This is a genomic window from Jannaschia seohaensis, from assembly GCF_900116765.1.
Lineage (GTDB): Bacteria > Pseudomonadota > Alphaproteobacteria > Rhodobacterales > Rhodobacteraceae > Jannaschia > Jannaschia seohaensis.
The window spans coordinates 1-18,157 of record NZ_UETC01000013.1; the positions used below are offsets into that span (position 1 = coordinate 1).

The 18,157-nt window shown below is 69.1% G+C and carries 16 protein-coding genes; 2 read left to right on the forward strand and 14 right to left on the reverse strand.

Annotation, left to right across the window (positions count from 1 at the left end; all coding sequences use genetic code 11):
* Positions 1-170: 170 nt before the first annotated feature.
* From DTQ71_RS18695 to DTQ71_RS18755, 14 genes are all read right to left on the reverse strand, one after another.
* Positions 171-638, reverse strand: coding sequence for an aminomethyltransferase family protein (locus tag DTQ71_RS18695; protein ID WP_109565835.1), 468 nt, complete (start codon positions 636-638; stop codon positions 171-173).
* 31 nt (positions 639-669) lie between these two features.
* Positions 670-2,568, reverse strand: a complete 1,899-nt coding sequence (locus DTQ71_RS18700) for a glycine cleavage T C-terminal barrel domain-containing protein (protein ID WP_211317156.1) — start codon at positions 2,566-2,568, stop codon at positions 670-672.
* Positions 2,569-2,597: 29 nt separating this feature from the next.
* The gene (locus tag DTQ71_RS24675) at positions 2,598-3,431 is read right to left on the reverse strand and encodes a 2Fe-2S iron-sulfur cluster-binding protein (protein ID WP_211317157.1); all 834 of its coding nucleotides are present in this window, start codon (positions 3,429-3,431) and stop codon (positions 2,598-2,600) included.
* Complete coding sequence (locus DTQ71_RS18705) at positions 3,428-3,685, reverse strand: sarcosine oxidase subunit delta (RefSeq protein ID WP_109565836.1); 258 nt, start codon at positions 3,683-3,685, stop codon at positions 3,428-3,430. Before DTQ71_RS18705 ends, DTQ71_RS24675 begins: the two co-directional genes overlap by 4 nt.
* Positions 3,685-4,926 (reverse strand): sarcosine oxidase subunit beta family protein, encoded by a 1,242-nt coding sequence (locus tag DTQ71_RS18710; protein WP_109565837.1) that lies wholly within the window; start codon positions 4,924-4,926, stop codon positions 3,685-3,687. The genes DTQ71_RS18705 and DTQ71_RS18710 overlap by 1 nt, the downstream gene beginning before the upstream one ends.
* A complete protein-coding gene (locus DTQ71_RS18715; protein WP_109565838.1) occupies positions 4,923-5,564 on the reverse strand; it encodes a TetR/AcrR family transcriptional regulator in 642 nt (213 codons plus the stop codon). Before DTQ71_RS18715 ends, DTQ71_RS18710 begins: the two co-directional genes overlap by 4 nt.
* A 2-nt stretch (positions 5,565-5,566) precedes the next feature.
* Entirely contained in the window at positions 5,567-7,096 is a 1,530-nt protein-coding gene (locus tag DTQ71_RS18720) for a trimethylamine methyltransferase family protein (RefSeq protein ID WP_109565839.1), read from the reverse strand.
* A 151-nt stretch (positions 7,097-7,247) separates the two neighbouring features.
* Positions 7,248-9,650, reverse strand: a complete 2,403-nt coding sequence (locus DTQ71_RS18725) for a GcvT family protein (protein ID WP_109565840.1) — start codon at positions 9,648-9,650, stop codon at positions 7,248-7,250.
* A 200-nt stretch (positions 9,651-9,850) separates the two neighbouring features.
* Entirely contained in the window at positions 9,851-10,540 is a 690-nt protein-coding gene (gene urtE / locus DTQ71_RS18730) for an urea ABC transporter ATP-binding subunit UrtE (protein ID WP_109565841.1), read from the reverse strand.
* Positions 10,533-11,297, reverse strand: coding sequence for an urea ABC transporter ATP-binding protein UrtD (gene urtD, locus DTQ71_RS18735; protein WP_109565842.1), 765 nt, complete (start codon positions 11,295-11,297; stop codon positions 10,533-10,535). Before urtD ends, urtE begins: the two co-directional genes overlap by 8 nt.
* Entirely contained in the window at positions 11,294-12,577 is a 1,284-nt protein-coding gene (urtC, locus tag DTQ71_RS18740; protein ID WP_109565843.1) for an urea ABC transporter permease subunit UrtC, read from the reverse strand. Before urtC ends, urtD begins: the two co-directional genes overlap by 4 nt.
* Positions 12,574-14,505 (reverse strand): urea ABC transporter permease subunit UrtB, encoded by a 1,932-nt coding sequence (urtB, locus tag DTQ71_RS18745; protein WP_109565844.1) that lies wholly within the window; start codon positions 14,503-14,505, stop codon positions 12,574-12,576. Before urtB ends, urtC begins: the two co-directional genes overlap by 4 nt.
* Before the next feature lie 121 nt (positions 14,506-14,626).
* Positions 14,627-15,907, reverse strand: a complete 1,281-nt coding sequence (gene urtA / locus DTQ71_RS18750; protein WP_109565845.1) for an urea ABC transporter substrate-binding protein — start codon at positions 15,905-15,907, stop codon at positions 14,627-14,629.
* A 292-nt stretch (positions 15,908-16,199) separates the two neighbouring features.
* Complete coding sequence (locus tag DTQ71_RS18755) at positions 16,200-16,739, reverse strand: chemotaxis protein CheD (protein ID WP_109565846.1); 540 nt, start codon at positions 16,737-16,739, stop codon at positions 16,200-16,202.
* A 135-nt stretch (positions 16,740-16,874) separates the two neighbouring features.
* Between DTQ71_RS18755 and DTQ71_RS24390 the strand changes: the two genes are divergently transcribed.
* Both DTQ71_RS24390 and DTQ71_RS18760 read left to right on the forward strand, forming a co-directional pair.
* A complete protein-coding gene (locus DTQ71_RS24390) occupies positions 16,875-17,342 on the forward strand; it encodes a rhodanese-like domain-containing protein (RefSeq protein ID WP_245947650.1) in 468 nt (155 codons plus the stop codon).
* Positions 17,339-18,157, forward strand: coding sequence for a CE1 family esterase (locus DTQ71_RS18760; protein ID WP_245947651.1), 819 nt, complete (start codon positions 17,339-17,341; stop codon positions 18,155-18,157). The genes DTQ71_RS24390 and DTQ71_RS18760 overlap by 4 nt, the downstream gene beginning before the upstream one ends.

An 18,157-nucleotide genomic window follows, 5' to 3' on the forward strand; every position in this document is an offset into this window, starting at 1 on the left:
GGTCTTCGCACAGAAGATGATCGAGATCGGAGCCCGACAGCCCTACCCTCGACCCACAGGAAAGTCGCACTTCAGGTAGCGCTCACCGCGCAGCCTCACAGCGCCTTCCCCACAATTCCAAAGGTTTGTTCGGTCACGTTAAGGTAGATACGTCGACATCCGCGAGCGGTTCAGACGCTGGCCGCGTCCTGTAGCGCCGCCCAGAGCGTCCCAGTGAGGGATCGGTCGACATGGAGCCGGATGCGGTCTGCCTGTCCATGCCGATAAAGCGCGACCTCCAAGCCGAAGACGAGCCGCGCCACCGAGCGTGACGGCGTATCGAGCGACAGTTCCGCGCCACGTCCCACGATGTCGAACGCGGCCGGACCCTTGATCTGGAGCACGGCCAGGCCCGAACCCATATCGGTCACGGCGCACCCGGTCGCGGCGTCCCAGCCCTCGGCCATCACGGGGCCGTCGACCAGCAGCACCCGGTCGCGCCGCAGACGCAGAGCCACCGGACCCTCCGGCCCGATCTCGGGCCAGCCGATCTGCGGCGGCCCAGGATGCGACAGGACGCCGGGTCCGGAGACCAACGTCTGCCGCTCGGGTCTGATGCGCGACAGGATCGTGCCGCCGAAAGCGACGGGCTCGGGCACCTCCGTCTCCGGAGGCCAATGTGGACCGCGATCACGCATCGAGCCGCGCCCCCTCCGGATCGAACGCACAGGGCGGCGCCAAGCGCGCCTCCCGCCGGGTTCCATCATGGAAGACCGTCACCGTTTCGCCATGGCGGCGCTGCCCATCGGCGACGAGGCCCAACGCGACGGGCCGTCCGACGGTGGTTTGCCCGTAGCTCGACGTCACATAGCCCGCGGATTTATCCGCCGCGTCAATAACATGCGCCCCGACCGGCAGCGCGGGCGCTCCCTCCGGCACGATCAGGCCGACGAGTTGCTTGCGCCCGTCCGCTCGCGCCACCTTCGTGTCGAGCGACCGGTCGCCGACGAAAGCCGCGCGCTTGGCGGTCATGGGACGCGCCACCCCGAGGTCGTGGGGCATGGTCGCGCCATCGGTGTCGCGGCCGATCATCACGTAGCCCTTTTCCGCACGCAGCACCGAGAGCGCTTCGATCCCGATGGGCCGCCCGCCCTGCCCCGCGACGGCCAAGGCCAGCGCCTCCCAAAGCGGCGCCGCGCGGTCCGAGGGCACGGAAAGCTCCCACCCGGCCTCACCGGTGAAGCTGACCCGCGCCGCCCGCAGCGGTGCCTCCGCATGCACCGTCTCGGCCCAGCCCATATGCGGCAGCTCCAGGATCTCGGCCGACAGCGCGAGTTTGTCGAGCGCCGCGCGCGCCTTCGGGCCGGAGACGGAAAGCGTCGCCCATTGCGCCGTGGCGTCGTGGATGAAGATGCGGTCCGGGTCGTGCCCGTCTTGGCGCCAAGCCTCCAGATGCGCCTCGACCGCCGCGACATGGCCCGAGGAGCAGGAGACGACGAAGCGGTCCGGTCCGATGCGCGTGACGACGCCGTCATCCATCACGATCCCGGCTTCGGTCAGCATCAGCACATAGCGGATGCGCCCGGGCGCGAGGGTCGACACCGTGTTGTAGCAGACGAAATCGAGAAAGGCGGCGGCGTCCGGTCCCATCACCTCAATCTTTCCCAGCGGAGAGCCGTCGAACAGCGCCGCCGCCTCGCGGGCGGCGGCGATCTCTTGGGGCAGCGCGGCGTCCAGATCCGCGCTATACCAAGCCGGTCGCAGCCATCCGCCATATTCACCCCAGCGGGCATCGGCGGCGCGATGCTGCGGCTCCAGGACCAGACGGCGCACGGGATGGCGCAGGGCTTCACCGAGCGGGCCGCGCCAGGCGGCGAGCGGGACCGGCACGGCAGGGGGCCGGAAGGTTGTCGTACCGACCTCGGGGATCGGCCGGTCGCGCAGCGCGGCCATCAGCGCAAGCCCGGCCATGTTGGCGGTCCGACCCTGGTCGAGCGCCATGCCCAGCGTCGTGTAGCGTTTGAGATGCTCGACAGAGCGGTAGCCTTCGCGGAAGGCCAGTTCGACATCCTTGGTGGTCACGTCATGTTGCAGGTCCACCCAGCGGCGGCCGGGCGCGCCGGGCGTGGGCCAGGGGGCGCGCATGGGCACGGGCGCGTGGCTGGGGCGCGCCTGTCCCAGTCCGGCGGCGCGGGCGTCGTCCAGGGCCTGGTCGGTGGTATAGATCCCGGCGCAGGCGCCGACAGCGGCGATCCCCTCCGGCGCGCGTCCCGGGACGAAGGCTTGCCGCGTCTCGCACCAGTCGAGCCCGCCCCCTGCATGGCGCCAGAGCTGCACGGCAGGCGTCGGGCCGCCGGAGACGAGCACCGCAACCGCGTCGCGCCATCCGCCCTCCGCGACGACGCCCCGGACCGGCCCCCGCCCCGGCACAGCGGGGTCTTCAGCGTCGATCCCCAGCACCGAGGCCCCTGCCCCGGTCAGCCGCGCGATGGCGGCCTCGGCCCAGGGATGCTCCGCTGCGACGGCCAGCGCGCGGCCGGCCAGCGCGCCGAAGCGCTCCGCGTAATCGGCGGCGCCCAGAAGCGACATGATGCCGGGCCTGTCGTTGCCCGCGAAGCTCAGCGGGCGGTCGATGGCCCCAGTGGCAAGAACGATCCGCCCCGGCCGTACCCGCCGCAGCCGGGGGGCGTCCCGAAGGCGCCGCTCTCGGCCACGGCCACAATGGGGCCGTCATGGATGGCGAAGGCGGTGGCGCGGCTAAGAACCCTGGCGCCCGCGGCGCGGATCGCGGTCATCTGGTCGTCGATCCAAGTCTTCGCCGGCCGTCCGTCGATCTGCGCCTCGATCCGGCCCAGCCCTCCCGGCCGGGCCCGGTCGTCGACCAGCAGCACCGCCTGCCCGGCCTCCGCCGCGGCGCGCGCCGCCATAAGACCCGCCGGCCCCGCTCCGACGACCAGCAGATCACAGGTCTCGAAGCTCTGATCGGAGCGATAGCCCTCCGGCACGGCCCCGTGCAGCGCCCCCAGCCCGGCCATCCGCCGAATCGACGGCTCGAACAAATGCCAGTCGGGCCGCATGAAGGTCTTGTAGTAGAACCCCGCGGGCAGCCAGCGCTGCATCAGGTCCAGCCCGCCCTTCAGATCGAACCGGGCCGAGGGCCAGGCATTCACCGACCGCACCTCCATCCCCGCCTCCAGCGGCGTGGTCGTGGCCAGACAGTTCGGAATCGCCACCCCGTTCAGCCGGACCGAGACGATGGCGTTCGGCTCCTCGGTCCAGGCGCCCCAGAGGCCACGGGGCCGGTGGTACTTGAAGGAACGGCCGACGACCCGCTCGCCGGCAGCAAGTAGCGCCGAGGCGATGGTGTCGCCCGCCAGCCCCGTCAGCCGCCGCCCGTCGAAGCGGAACGGCAAGACGCTGGCCGCGTCGACCTCCCGCCCGGCGACCCTCATGGCGCACCCCTCAGGGCCGTGCTGCCCTGGACCTCCATGGTCGCGCTGTCGCGCTCCATCACGAACATCTCCCGGCAGGGCCTGTGGACCCAGATCTCGCACACGGCGCCTTTGGCGTTGCGCACCATGTGCAGGTAGGCGGCCCAGTCCGCATCGGAGCAATCGCGCACAGGCCGGGTCTTGCCGGCTTCGGCGGCGAAGTGGAACTCCGTCTCGGGGCGCGGGCCGCAGAAGGGACAGTCGAAACGTTGCATCAGTGCGCGATCCACGCGGCGGCGCCTTCGTCGATCAGACGGCCGGTGACGAAGCGGTCCAGGTCGAAGGGGCGGCTGATCTCGTGATGGGCGCCGGTGGCCATCAGATGCGCCAGCAGCCAGCCGCCCGCCGGGATCGCCTTGAACCCGCCCGTGCCCCAGCCGCAGTTGAGATAGAGTCCGGGCAGGCCCGACGGCCCGATGATCGGAGAGCTGTCCGGCGTAACGTCCACGATCCCGCCCCAGTGCCGCAGCAGCTTCACCTTGGCGAAACTGGGGAACATGTCGCAAAGCCCCGCGATCACCTGCTCCTGCACGGGCATGGTGCCGCGCTGTGCGTAGGAGGGAATGCGGTCCAGCCCGCCGCCAAAGACCAGCCCGCCCTTGTCGGACTGGCTGACATAGGTGCCATGGGCCGGGGCCAGCACGACGCAGTCGAGGCAGGGCTTGAGCGGCTCGGTCACGAAAGCCTGGAGAGCATAGGAGGTGATCGGCAAGGCGTAGCCGCCCAGGCCCGCCAGCACCGAGGAATGCCCCGCGACGGCAGCCCCCACGACGCCCGCGCGGATCGTCCCGCGCGAGGTCTCGACACCGGTGCAGCGCCCACCCTCGATCAAAAAGCCCGTCACTTCGGTCTGTTGCAGGAGATCGACGCCCAGCCGATCCGTCGCCCGCGCATAGCCCCAGGCCACCGCGTCATGCCGCCCGGTCCCTGCCCTGCCCTGCCAGACACCGCCCTCGATCGGATACCGGCCGTCCAGGTTCAGGAGGGGGATCCGCTTCCGCACCTGACGGCGGGAGAGCAGTTCGGAGTCGACGCCGTTGAGACGCATCGCGTTCAACTGCCGCGCGGCCAACTCCATCTCGGCCTCGGAATGGGCGGCGACCAGCATGCCGCGCTGCGAGAACATGACGTTGTAGTTCAGCTCGACGCTCAGCCCCTCGTAGAGCCGGACGGCGAGGTCGTAGAGCGCGGCGCTTTCGGGGTGGAAATAGTTGGAGCGGATCACGGTCGTGTTGCGCCCGGTATTGCCGCCGCCCAGCCAGCCCTTCTCGATCACCGCGACGCGCGTGATCCCATGCAGCTTGGCCAGGTAGTAGGCCGTGGCCAGCCCATGCCCGCCGCCGCCGATGACGATGGCGTCGTATTCGGCCTTCGGGGCAGGCTCCCGCCAGGCGGGGCGCCAGTGCCGGTGGCCGGTCAGGCCGCCCCAGAAGAGCGAGAGGGTCGAGTAGCTCATGGCATATCCGCAACGAAAGCGCGCAGGGCGGCCACGGGCTCCGGGTCCGGCACGCGGCCGGTGAAGCCCAAAAGGTAGTCGTCCAGCCGTCCGACCCGCTCCGCCATCGGCTCCCGCACTTCCAGCGCGTGGTAGCCGAGCTGCATGTAATAGAGGATGCGCGCCCGGGCATCGGCCTCGCCCGGGGCATAGCCGTGGCGCGCGAACATCCCGGTTACGGCAGCCAGGCGCGCGCGGTCGGCCGCGTCGATCCGCTGCCGTACCGCGCCATCCCGCCGCGACCATTCGCGCACGGCGAAGTCGAGGCCGCGGTCGAACAGGTCGGGGTCCAGGAAGCAGCGGAAGAAGTTGCAGACCGCCTCGGTAATGCCGCTCGCGGGGGCCGCGCATTGGACCTCCAGCATACGGGTATTGCGCGCTTCCCACTCGTCGAGCAACTCGTCCAGCAAGTGCCGGCGGTCACGGAAATACCAATAGAAAGAGGAGCGCGAGACCTCCAGCCGCTGGCCGATGGTGAGCACCTTCACCTCGGCCACCCCGTCGCTGACCAGCAGGTCGCGGGCGACGGTCAGCCAATCCTCGCGGGTGGCGCGGATATGCGTGTCGGCCGGGGGGGCGGGGTCGTGGGTCTGTGGCATGGTCAGCTTTCCGGCGCGGCCCCGCCCTCGGCGGCGCGGCGGGCGGCGAAGGCGCGCACGGCTTCCAGCCGGTCGGGCGCCAGGACGGGGGTCGGAGGCGCGTCGAGCACCGCTTCCCAGACGCGGGTCGCGCGGGTGCTGGCGTCACGCGCGCCGCGTTCCGTCCAGGTGCCGAAATTGGCGTAGTCGTGGACGATGGGGGTGTAGAACTCGGTGGAATAGCGCGCCATGGTCTGCGGCGTGTCGAAGAAATGGCCTTGGGGCGCGACCTGCATCAGGGCCTCGGCAAAGCCGATCTCGGCGACGCCCGCTTTCGCGCCGGCGCAGAGCTCGGCGACCATGTTGAGGATTTCGACATCGGTCACGATCTTCTCGTAGCTGACCGACAGCCCGCCCTCCAGCCATCCGGCCGCGTGGATGACGACCGTTGCGCCGGCCAGCAGACAGCCCCAAAGGCCCAGCTGGTTCTCGTTTGCCGCCTGCACGTCGTTGAGATTGCTGGCCGATCCCGCTGCCGAGCGCCAGGGCAGGCCGATCATCCGCGCCATCTGCCCCGCGGCCAGCGAGGCCTGGAAATGCGCGGGCGTGCCAAAGGCCGGGGCGCCGGATTTCATGTCCACATTCGAGGTGAACGTGCCGTAGCAGACCGGCGCGCCGGGGCGCGCGAGCTGTGTCAGGGCGATCGCGGCAAGGCATTCCGCATGGCTGAGCGTGATCGCGCCCGCCACCGTGATCGGCGCCATCGCGCCCATCAGCGTGAAGGGCGTGACGATCGAAAGCTGCCCGGCCCGCGCGAAGTCGATCAGCCCCTGCGCCATGGGAATGTCGAGCGTCCGGGGCGAATTGGTGTTGATGACCGTGTAGCTGTGAACGTCCGCGCGGAAGGCGTCCTCGGACAGGCCGCGCGCGAGGCGCAGCATTTCGAAATTGTCCTCGGTCTGCGGTGTGCCGCGGGCGAAGAGGAAGGGCAGCTTGTCGGTATGCGCTAGCTGCGTGGCGGTTGTGAAGAGATGGCGGGTGGCGGTCGGCTCGTCCTGCGGCTCGACCGAGGGGCTCATCATGTGGAGCACGTCATAGTGATGGGTGAGCCGGGTGTATTCAAGATAGTCGCGCCCGGAGCCGGGCCGGCGGCCGCGCCGCAGATCGGTGGCGTGCGGCGCGCCTGCTCCGGGCTGGAAGGCCAGCGCGCCCAGCTCCAGCACGAGGTCACGGCCGGGCGCGCCCGCATGGCAGTGGATGGATTTCGGCGCGGCGGCCAGCGCCGCCTCGACGATTTCACGACCCAGGAAGACCATGTCGCCATCGACCCGCGCGCCGCCCTCCCGATAGAGATCGCGCGCGGCGGGCAGCAGCACCCGCAGTCCCAGCTCTTCCAGCGTGCGCAGGGCGGTCTCGTGGATGCTGCGTGCTTCGTCTTCGGAGAAGACGGACATGACCGGAAACGGGTTGCGCAGGCGGCGGTAGTCGGCCTGCCGGACGGGGACCGCAGGGGCACCCCTTCGGCGGCGACGCGGCGGGTCGGCGGCCGTCATCGGCACTCCACGTCGCTTGACGCGCGCCCGCCCTGGGCTTGACCCGGGCCCTCCCCTCGCCAGCAGGCGCACCAGGCGGGCGATGCCGTCCCGAGCGACCGGAGAGGCCCCGGGTCAAGCCCGGGGCGCGATGTCCCCATGATCCATGCCATCAGGCGCCCCGCATCGCCCGCCCCTCGGGGTCGTAGGGCGAGGGCGGGATCACGATGGCCTCGCGCGCCTGCCCGACGATATGGGTCTGGAGCGCCGTGCCGATATCGGAATGGTCGGCCTGGACCATGCCCATGGCCAGCGACTTGCCGATCGTGTGCCCGAACCCGCCGGAGGTGACGAAGCCGACCTTCTCTCCGTCGCGCCAGATCGGCTCGAAGCCGCTCGCATCGGCCCCGTCGGCATCGATCTCCATCGTCACGATCCGCCGCGACGGGTTCACCCCCTCCGCCGCGCCCTTCCCGACGAACGCCTTGGTCCAGTCGATCCAGCGATCCATGCCGGTTTCGGCGGGGGTGTAGCCCTGGGTGAACTCCGCCGACCAGATGCCGAAAGACTTCTCCAACCTGAGCGACAGCAGCGCCTGAAACCCGATCTCGCGCAGGCCCAGCCCCTGCCCCGCCTCCAGCAGCGTGCGGCGCAGCGCGACATGCTCCATCGCCGGGACGCTGATCTCGTAGCCCCGTTCGCCCGAGACCGAGAGCCGCCCGACATGGGCGCGGGTGAGCCCGACATCCATCTCGGCGCAGCCCATGAAGGGCAGGTCCAGATCCCGCTCCAACACGCGCTGCACGATCTCCTTGGCGTTTGGCCCCTGCACCGAGAACCCGACCATCTCGTCGGAGATGTCGGCGACATGGACGCCGTCCTGCATTTGGTCGTGGAACCAGCGCATATGCCAGGCGCGCAGGTAGTAGGAGCCGGTGATCCAGAACCGCTCGGGCTCGCCCGGCCAGCAGAAGACCGTCAGATCGCCCTTGAGCTTGCCCTGGGGGCTGAGCATCGGGGCGAGGCGGGCCCGGCCCGGCGCGGGGAGTTTCGACGCCATGATCCGATCCAGCCAGGCGCCGGCGTTCGGACCCGTCACCTCGAAGCGGGAGAAGGCCGAGATGTCGAGCAGACCGGCCGCCTCGCGGGTCGCGCGGCATTCCTCGGCGACGATGTCGAAGGCGTTGGACCGCTTGAGCGTCGGCTTTTCCTCGAACTCCGGGCTGGGCGCGAAATAGAGCGGCACTTCCAGCCCGTAGCTCACGCCCCACCGCGCCCCAGCCGCCGTCATCGCGTCATGGGCGGGCGCCATCTTGAGCGGCCGCCCGGCGGGAAGTTGCTCGTTCGGATAGGTCATGACGAAGCGGCGGGTGTAGAACTGGCCGGTCGTCTCGCGGATGAAGCGCTTGTTCTCGGCGAAGCGGCCGAAGCGGGCCACGTCCATGCCGAACACGTCGGCCTCGGGTTCGCCCTCCACGATCCATTCCGCGAGAGACTTGCCCACGCCGCCCCCTTGCAGGAAGCCCGCCATCACCCCGCAGGCGCACCAATAGCCGGGCAGGCCCTGGATCGGGCCGACCAGGGGGTTGCCGTCGGGGGCGAAGGTGAACGCGCCGTTGACCCAGGTCTTGACCCCGACCTCCTGAAGCGCGGGATAGCGCTCGAAGCCCAGGATCAGCTCCTTCTCGATGCGGTCCGGGTCCTCCTGCTGCAACTCGAAGCCGTAGTCCCAGGGCGCGCCGTCCTCCATCCAGTGCTGGTGGTCGATCTCGTAGATACCCAGCAGGATCCCTTTCTGATCCTGGCGCATATAGGTGAAGCCCTCCAGGTCCACCGTCATCGGCACCTCGAAGTCGATCTCCTCCAGCTCTGGGATTGTGTCCGAGATCAGGTAGTGGTGGTTGAGCGGCGAGACGGGTAGCTCGATCCCCGCCATCCGCCCCACCTGCTTGGCCCAGAGCCCGGCCGCGTTCACCACATGCTCCGCCCGGATCGTGCCGTGATCCTTGGTCACCACGTCCCAGCCCTCGGCTACGCGGCGCAGCGCCTCGACCTTGACGCCCTCATGCACCTCGGCGCCGCGCTTCTTGGCCGCGCCCGCATATGCGTGGACGGTGCCGGTCGTGTCGACATAGCCCTCACGGTCGGCCCACATGCCGCCGAGGATGCCCTCGGTCGACATGATCGGGCAGAGGGCCCCGGCCTCCTCCGGCGTGACGAGGCGCACATCGTCGATGCCGATGGCCTGGAACGTGCGATAGGCCGATTGCAGCCAGTCCCAGCGGTCCGGTGTCCCGGCCAGCGTCAGCCCGCCGGTCATGTGCATGCCCACTGACTGGCCTGATTCCTTCTCGATCTCGGAGAGCAAGTCGATCGTGTACGCCTGAAGCTGGGCGATGTTCGGATCGGCATTGAGCGCGTGGAACCCGCCCGCGGCATGCCAGGAACTGCCCGCGGTCAGAACCTTCCGCTCCAGGAGGGCGACATCGGTCCAGCCCATCTTCGCGAGGTGGTAGAGGACGCTCGTCCCGACCACGCCGCCCCCGATCACGACCACCCGATAATGCGACTTCATCGCGGCCTCCCTCGCTGTGTGGAGGGAGATCAGCAGATGTGGACACTTCTGTCTAGAGACTTGCCGTGGCCGTTGAACCGGCGCGCCCGAGAGCGCGGCGCCGGATCGCCGGGACGCCGAAGGGCGAGCCCTCGAACCCTATCGGTCAGGGGATAAGGCGCACTGGCACCAGCGGACGCCCTCTTGCGGTGGCCCGACTGTCAGACGGACACATCGGCCAGCACGGCCTCGCGGCTGGCCCCTGCCCGCGCCTCGTCGCGGATCACGGTGCCTCGGCGCAGCGCGACGATCCGGTCGGCGAGATCCCAGGCGAAGTCGAACCGCTGCTCGACCAGCACGATGGCCATCTCGCCCGCGTCGCGCAGATCGCGGATGACCCGGCCGATCATGGCGATGATATTCGGCTGGATCCCCTCCGTCGGCTCGTCCAGCAGCAACACCTTCGGCCGCGTCACCAGAGCGCGCGCGATGGCCAGTTGCTGCTGCTGCCCGCCCGAGAGATCGCCCCCACGGCGGGTGCGCATCTCGTCGAGGACGGGGAACAATTCGAACACATGGTCCGGGAGCGTGCGCTCCGATTTCGGCAGGCAGGCGAGGCCTACTTCCAGGTTCTCCTGCACGGTGAGCTGGGGGAAAATCTCCCGCCCCTGCGGCACATAGGCGATCCCGGCCTGGGCGCGGGCCTGGGCACCCTGCCCCGGCTCGACCCCGCTCACGGTGATGCGGCCCGCTGCCGGATGGCGCCCGGCGATGGCCTTGAGCAGCGACGTCTTCCCCGTCCCGTTCAGCCCCATGACGCAGGTTACGGCGCCGGGCGCGGCGTCCAGGTCGATCCCGTGCAGGATGCGGCTGCCGCCATAGTCGAGCGTGATCGCGCGGACCTCAAGCATCTGCCGTCTCCCCCTCGGTCTCGGGCCGTCCGAGATAGACATCGATCACCCGGGGGTCGGCGCAGACATGATCGAGCGAGCCTTCGGCCAGGGCGCGCCCCTCATGCAGGACGGTCACGCGGCAGTTCAGACGGCGGACGAATTCCATGTCGTGCTCGATGACGACGACGGCATGCTCCTTCGCGGCTTCGACCAGCATCTCGGTCGTCCGTTCCCGCTCGGCGCTCGTCATGCCGGCGGCGGGTTCGTCCACCAGCAGCAGCCGCGGCTCCTGCGCGAGCAGCATGCCGATCTCCAGCCATTGCTTCTGCCCGTGGGACAGGACGCCCGCCCGGCGGGCCAGATGGGCGGTCAGGCCCACCCGCTCGGCCACCTCGCCGGCGCGGACCTCCATCGAAGGCCGGCGGGTCAGCACGGTCCAGGGCGAGCGCGGGGAGGCGAGCGCCATCGACAGGTTCTCGAACACGGTCTGGTCCTCGAACACGGTGGGCTTCTGGAACTTCCGCCCGATGCCCGCGCGCGCGATCTGCGCCTCACTCAGCTTGGTGAGGTCGCGCGACAGCTCGCCATAGCGAATGGAGCCGGTGTCGGGCCGGGTCTTACCCGTGACGAGGTCCATGAAGGTCGTCTTGCCGGCCCCGTTCGGTCCGATAATGGCGCGCAACTCCGGCTCGGCCACGGAAAAGGACAGATTGTCGATGGCCTTGAAGCCGTCGAAGGATTTGGAGACGCCGGAGACTTCGAGCAAGGCGCTCATGGCCGGTCCTCCTCGGCGCGCAGACTGCCTTGATCGGGGCCCAGATCATCGACACGGGTGGAGCGCCGGTGGGTCCAGAGATCGACCAGACCGCCGAGCCCCTTGGGCGCGAACAACGTCACCAGCACGAAGGTCAGGCCTAACAGGACCAGCCACCAGTCGGTCCATTTGATCTCGTAGAAGCCCAGATCGATATCCGGCGCCCCGCCGCCCGTGAACCAGCTGGAGAGCAGCGACACGAAGGCCGCGCCGATCACCGCGCCATAAAGCCGTCCGCGCCCGCCGATGGCGACCCAGACCGCGAGATAGATCGATGCGATCGGCGCGATCTCGGCGGGGTTCACGATGCCCGCCTGCGGGTAGTAGAGCGCGCCCGCGATCCCAGTCGCCATGGCCGTGCCGGTGAAGATGGCGAGCTTGTAATGCTCCACCTCGTAGCCCAGGAACCGCACCCGCGCCTCGTCGTCCCGGATGCCACGCAGCACCGAGCCGAAGCGGCCCGAGACGGTCCAGCTGGCGAGCAGATACGCGCCGCCCAGGGCCAGGGCCGAGGCCCAGAGGAACCACAGGCTGATCGTGGATTGCGGCACGTCGTCCAGGCCCGGCAGGTTTTGAAGGCCCGACAACCCGTTATTGCCCCTGAGGCCGCTGTCGTTCTGGAACAGCCAGAGGCTGAGCGCCAGCGTTCCCGCCTGGGTCAGGATCGAAAGATACACGCCCGCCACGCGCGACCGGAAGGCGAGCCAGCCGAAGACCAGCGCGATCAGCCCCGGAACCAGCACCGCTGCCGCCAGTTGGACAGGAAGCGACCCGGCGAAGGCCCAGAGCCAAGGGATCTCCGTCGATCCGACGACGCCGAAGATCTGGGCGCCGATGGCCTCTTCTATCTCCAACGGCGTGGGCGGGAGCGGGTTCTGCGCCAGAGTTTCCAGCACGATCAACTCGGTCCGGTCCCACATGAGCCACATGCCGATGGCATAGCCGCCGATCCCGAAGAAGGCGAAATGGCCCAGCGAGAGGATCCCGGTATAGCCCCAGACGAGATCCATCGCGAGCGCGGCGAGGCAGAGGCAGAGCGTCTTGCCCAAGAGCTTCACCGTGCTGGTCGAGACATACCCCATCTGCGCCAGGACCGTCGCGCAGATCGTCACCAGAGCCAGGATCGCGAGAAAGATCAGGACGTCCGGGCGCTGGATGAGAGGGCGGGAGCGAGGGGCCAGCCCCTCGCGCTCCCCGGAGTATTTCCGGCCAGAAGAAGGAGATACCGACACGTCGGTCATTGGACGAACCTCCCCTTCTGGGCGATGATGCCGCGCGGGCGGAATTGGATGAAGAGAATGATGAACAGGATCATGTAGGTCTGCGCCGCGAGCGTGTTGGAGGGGTTCAGCCACTCGATGCCCTTTTGCAGACCGCCGATCATCCCCGCGCCGATCAGCGTGCCGAGTACCGAGCCGACACCGCCCACGACCACGGTCATGAAGCTCTGGACGATATAGCCGGAGCCCATCTCGGAGGTCACTTGCGCGAACAGCCCGATGGCCACGCCCGCCACGCCCGCGATGCCCGAGCCCAGCGCGAAGGTCGCCATGCCGACCCGGTCCGGATCGATGCCGAGGCTCGCCGCCATGCCGGGGTTCTGGGTCACGGCGCGCACCTCCAGCCCGAGCCGGGTGCGGCGCAGGATGTAGACGAGCAGCCCGAGGAACATCAGCGCCAGGACAAAGATCGCGATGCGGATATAGCTGATCCCGATCACGTCATTGAGCGTCCAGGCCCCCGCCAGCCAGTCGGGGGAGGTCAGCGGTACCGCCTGGGTGCCGAAGATGTTCTTGAAGATCTGCTGGAGCGCGACCGAGATGCCAAAGGTCGCCAGGAGTGTCTCCAGCGGGCGGTGCAGGAGGTGGCGGATCACCAGCCGCTCCAGCGCCACCCCTGCCGCCGCGGCGACAACGAAGGCCAGCGGCAGGGCGATGATCAGGCTAACGGTATAGTCCGGCACGATCTGTTGGACGACATAGCCGGTATAGGCGCCGATCATGATGAACTCGCCATGGGCCATGTTGATGACCCCCATCACGCCGAAGGTGATGGCGAGGCCGATGGCCGCCAGGAAATAGATCGAGGCGAGGCTCAGCGCGTCGAGGCCGAGATCGGCGGCCTGGGCTCGGGCGACGCGCGCGTTCACCTCGTCGAGCGCGGTGGCGGCGGCAGCGGTGATCGCCGGGTCCGGCTCGTCATAGACTTCGTAGATCGGGTTTGCCGCGAGAAGTTCGGACACGGCGTCCGGTCCGGCCCTTTGCGGCGCCACTCCGGACCGGGCGAGGACGTCGTAAGCCTCCCAGCGTCGCGTCTCGCTGGCGAGCGACGCGACGGGAAGGCCGCTCACGGCGCCGTCTTCGATATTCGCGATCAACACGGCGTCGCGGTCGGCGCGGGAGACGTCGGCGACCTCGACCCCCTCCTCGGCCAGCAGGGCCAGGGCCTGGTCTTCCGCGATGTCGGTCCCGATCCTCAATTGGCGGGCAACATTGGTCTCCGCGCCGGGCGCGCCGATCACGATCTCGGTCGTGAGCACGTTGTTCAGCGCGGCCCGCGCCTCCAACGATACCCCGCCGGAAAGATACTCGATCGCCGCGAGGCGCGCGGCCTGGTCTTCGCCGTAGCGCAGCGTGATGAGCCGCTCCAGCGCCTCCTTGCGGGCGCGGATCTGGGCATTCTGTTCGGTCGGGATCGAAGCGCGCAAGGGGTCAAGGAGCTCCGGCGTGGCGTTGCGGGACAGCGCGTCGAGCGCGGCGCGGCGGCGCTCCGGGTCGGGGTCGTTGAGTTGGAATTGGACGAGCGCCGTCGCGATCAGGCGGCGGACGCCGGCATTGGGGCGCAGCTCGCTCGCCTCGCGGCGACCGACCTCTCCGGCCTCGCTGCCATCCTCGACGGAGCGCAGGACATAGACGTCGCCGTCGCGCTCGCCGTAGAAGAACAGCCCGTCTGCGTCGCGCTGCACGACCCGTCGGTCGGCCCAGGCTTCCAGGAAATCAGGCATTTGCGGCAAGCCGCTGGCGGCTAGGTCGTCGATGACGGGCTGGATCGTGCGGCGAGACGGGTTCGCCAGATCCTCGGCATGGGTCTGCAGGAGGGTCTGTATCGCTCCCTGTGCGGCAGCGGGCAGCGGCAGGAGCAGGAGGGCGATGAAGAGGAGGAAGCGCATGGTGGGTGTCCTGGCGCGGGCGGCGGGTTGAAACCCGCCCTACGGGTCCGGTGCAGGGCGGGTTGCCCCCCCTGCCAACCGGTGCCAGGCGGCCCCGCTGCGGGGCCGCCCTTCGATTAGGTCAGTAGTTGGACTGGATCTGCACGCAGGTCTCGGTCTCGGTGTTGTACATGCCGCAGCCCAGGCCCGGCCAGTCGGAGACCAGCTTGGCCGATTCCGGCAGGTGGTCGGTCCAGGCATCGCCCGGCACTTCTTCGGTCTGGCTGATGATGTCGAACTGACCGTCCTCGGTGATTTCGCCGATCAGGACCGGCTTGGTCAGGTGGTGGTTCGGCAGCATCACGGCGGTTCCGCCGGTCAGGTTCGGGAATTCCTGGCCGTACATCGCCTCGCGGACGGCGTCGACATCGGTCGTCCCGGCCTCGGTGACGGCGTTCACCCACATGTTGAAGCCGATGTAGTGGGCCTCCATCGGGTCGTTGGTGACGCGGTCCTCGCCCATGCGGGCCTTCCAGGTGGCGACGAATTCCTCGTTGGCTTCGGTATCGGCGGACTGGAAGTAGTTCCAGGCGGCGAGGTGGCCGACGAGGTCCGTGGTGTCGAGGCCCGACAGTTCCTCTTCGCCGACGGAGAATGCCACGACGGGGATGTCGTCGGCCGAGACCTCGGCGGCGGCGAGTTCCTTGTAGAAGCCGATATTTGCGTCGCCGTTGATCGTGGAGATGACGCCAACCTGGCGGCCGTCTTCGCTCATCTCGACGACATCGCCGACGATTGTGGCCCAGTCGGAGTGACCGAAGGGCGTGTAGTTGACGAAGATATCCTCTTCGGCGATGCCCTTATCCTTCAGATAGGCTTCGAGGATCTGGTTCGTTGTGCGCGGATAGACGTAGTCGGTGCCGAGCAGGGCGAAGCGCTCCACCCCGAGTTCTTCCAGGAAATAGTCGACCGCCGGGATCGCCTGCTGGTTGGGGGCGGCGCCGGTGTAGAAGACGTTCTTGGAGCTCTCCTCGCCCTCGTACTGGACCGGGTAGAACATCAGGCCGTTCAGCTCCTCCAGGACGGGCAGCGCGGATTTGCGGCTGACCGAGGTCCAGGAACCGAAGATCACGTCGACGCCCTCGTCGGAGATCAGCTCCCGCGCCTTTTCGGCGAAGAGCGGCCAGTCGGAGGCGGGGTCGACGACGACCGCCTCGATCTCGCAGCCCAGAAGGCCGCCCTTCTCGTTCTGCTGGTCGACCAGCATCTCGACGGTGTCCTTCAGCGTCGTCTCGGAGATGGCCATCGTGCCCGACAGGGAGTGCAGCACGCCGACCTTCACGGGGCAGGTGACATGGCCGTCGGCGAGCGCGGGGCTGGCCCCGAGGGTCAGCGCGATCGCAATCAGGGAGGTGCGGTTCATAGGTCTCTCGTCCCAACTTGGTTATGGCGCGGCCAACATGTCGAGCGGCGCGGAGAGGGCCAATCGGACGGGGCCCAACAAATAGCGCGAGACCGGGTTCGCCCGAAAAACAGGCACCAACCGGGGGGCGAGACGCAGGACTAAGCGGCGCGCAGGCGTCGGATGGCGCACTGGTCGCCCCCGCGAGACGCAACCCGCGGCCGTTTTGGGCGAGTCTCGGACGCCCCTGCCCTCGAAACGGCCTGCGATGTGACGGCCTTGGCCGCCGAGTCGGGGCACGGGCCGAGGCGAGTCAGAACATTTCGACGTCGTTGCCCTTGTCCGGCGGCGCCGGATCCTCCGGCGTGTGGATATCGGCCATCAGCCCCACGGCGAGCTTGCCGGAGACCGGGTGGAACCGCACTCGGCGCGCCCGCTCCCCCCCGATGGAGACGCCGACGATTTGGAAGCCTTCATTGCTCAGGTAGTTCATGCAGGCCTCTCCGATGGCCATGCCGTGGTTGCGGCCGCGCAACAGGACATGGGCCCCGCCGACGACGCGCGCGGCCATCTCGCTGCGTTTGGCGCCATGGCGCATCAGAGCGTTGACGAGTTTCTCGACCTCGGCCACGACGGCGGCGTCACCCATCGGGCCCGGCGCGACGCTGCGGAAGATGTGGTTCATGCCGCCGCACCCCGCGCTGGGCGACCAGAGGCAGACGGAGATGCACGAGCCCAGCGTGGCCGTCATCTCCACCGCCGGGTCCGCGCTGACCTCCATCTGCCCCTGCCCAATCTCCAGCAGCTTGGTGCCAGGCGCCCCACCATACGCTGCCCGCGCCTGTGCGGTCATTGTCGACTCCGTCCTGCCGATTGGCCCTGGTTGTGACAGGACGGACTGAAGAAACGATTAACCGGGCGCCGTCACGGGGTCGTGACTTCTGGCCGACGCGCAGGATCGTTAGACGCATGTGGCGGAGGTAACGGCATGACGGAACTCACGGATGGGGCGCACCCGTTGCGGCGCCGCTTTCTGCTGGCTCTGGGCGGCGGGTTGGTTTCCCTTGCGGCCGGGACGGCGATGGTCCTCAGGCGCGACCGCTTCGCGGGGGATCAGATCGCGCCACCGGAATTGTTGGAGGCCGTCAGGGCGGGCGACATGATCCTGATCGACATCCGCCGCCCCGATGAATGGGCAGGAACCGGCATCGCGGAAGGCGCGCATCCGCTGGACATGCGCCGGGACGATTTCATTCCCGCCCTGGAGGAGATCACCGGCGGCGCGCGGGACGTGCCGGTGGCGTTGATCTGTGCCCGGGGCGTACGCTCCAACCGGATGAGCGCGCGGCTGGCGGAGGCAGGCTTCACCCGTATCGTCGACGTGCCCGAGGGGATGCTGGGCTCCGCTGCTGGGCCCGGCTGGCTGGCGCGCGATCTGCCCGTGACGCGGCCGTGAGGGCGCTGACGCTCGCCGCGCTGCTGCTGGCCGCGCCCGCTGCCGCGCAGGAGGGATGCGGCGGTGCGGCCGCCTGCGAGATCCAGAGCGGCAGCTATCACATCGCCCTGCCCGAGGCGGACGCCCCCCTGCCCGCGATGGTCTTCCTCCATGGCTTCGGCGGCTCGGGCGCGGGAACGATGCGGCAGCGCGGGATGATCGAGACGGTGCTGTCGCGCGGCTACGCCTTCCTCGCACCGAATGGTCAGCCGCGCGCGGGCAGAGACGGGCTGCGCTGGGACTTCCGGGCTGCACCGGGAGTCGCGTCGCGCGACGAGGACGCGTTTCTCCGGGCCGTCGTTGCCGATGCCGCCCGCCATGGCGTCGATCCGGACCGCGTGATCTTGGCCGGTTTCTCCAACGGCGCGTTCCAGGTCACCTATCTGGCCTGCCGCGATCCAGAGGGGTTCGCCGCCTTCGCGCCGGTCGCGGGCGGGTTCTGGCGCCCGCATCCCGAGAGCTGCGCGGCTCCGGTCCGGCTGTTCCAGACCCATGGCTGGCGGGACTCGACCGTGCCGCTGGAGGGCCGTCCCCTGCGCGGCGGGGCGGCGGTGCAGGGCGATATCTTCGCGGGTCTCGCGCTTTGGCGTCGAGCCAATGGCTGCGCCTGGGACGACCCGGACCGCTATGCCGAGACCGGCCAGTTCCAGCGCCGCATCTGGGACTGCGCGCCGGGCTCCGCGCTGGAAATGGCGCTGTTCCCGGGCAGGCATGGCGTGCCTGAGGGATGGGCCGAGATGGTGCTCGACTGGTTCGAGGCGCTCCCGGCCGAGTGA

Bases quoted from the DNA above. Each gene is read 5' to 3' on its own strand.
- DTQ71_RS18700 (WP_211317156.1), bottom strand. From the start codon at position 2,568: ATGTCGCTTCTGGGCGCCGCCGATTACGCGGAGCGCTTCGGCGCGCTG.
- DTQ71_RS24675 (WP_211317157.1), bottom strand. From the start codon at position 3,431: ATGAGGGTCGCCGGGCGGGAGGTCGACGCGGCCAGCGTCTTGCCGTTC.
- DTQ71_RS18705 (WP_109565836.1), bottom strand. From the start codon at position 3,685: ATGCAACGTTTCGACTGTCCCTTCTGCGGCCCGCGCCCCGAGACGGAG.
- DTQ71_RS18710 (WP_109565837.1), bottom strand. From the start codon at position 4,926: ATGAGCTACTCGACCCTCTCGCTCTTCTGGGGCGGCCTGACCGGCCAC.
- DTQ71_RS18715 (WP_109565838.1), bottom strand. From the start codon at position 5,564: ATGCCACAGACCCACGACCCCGCCCCCCCGGCCGACACGCATATCCGC.
- DTQ71_RS18720 (WP_109565839.1), bottom strand. From the start codon at position 7,096: ATGACGGCCGCCGACCCGCCGCGTCGCCGCCGAAGGGGTGCCCCTGCG.
- DTQ71_RS18725 (WP_109565840.1), bottom strand. From the start codon at position 9,650: ATGAAGTCGCATTATCGGGTGGTCGTGATCGGGGGCGGCGTGGTCGGG.
- urtE (WP_109565841.1), bottom strand. From the start codon at position 10,540: ATGCTTGAGGTCCGCGCGATCACGCTCGACTATGGCGGCAGCCGCATC.
- urtD (WP_109565842.1), bottom strand. From the start codon at position 11,297: ATGAGCGCCTTGCTCGAAGTCTCCGGCGTCTCCAAATCCTTCGACGGC.
- urtC (WP_109565843.1), bottom strand. From the start codon at position 12,577: ATGACCGACGTGTCGGTATCTCCTTCTTCTGGCCGGAAATACTCCGGG.
- urtB (WP_109565844.1), bottom strand. From the start codon at position 14,505: ATGCGCTTCCTCCTCTTCATCGCCCTCCTGCTCCTGCCGCTGCCCGCT.
- urtA (WP_109565845.1), bottom strand. From the start codon at position 15,907: ATGAACCGCACCTCCCTGATTGCGATCGCGCTGACCCTCGGGGCCAGC.
- DTQ71_RS18755 (WP_109565846.1), bottom strand. From the start codon at position 16,739: ATGACCGCACAGGCGCGGGCAGCGTATGGTGGGGCGCCTGGCACCAAG.
- DTQ71_RS24390 (WP_245947650.1), top strand. From the start codon at position 16,875: ATGACGGAACTCACGGATGGGGCGCACCCGTTGCGGCGCCGCTTTCTG.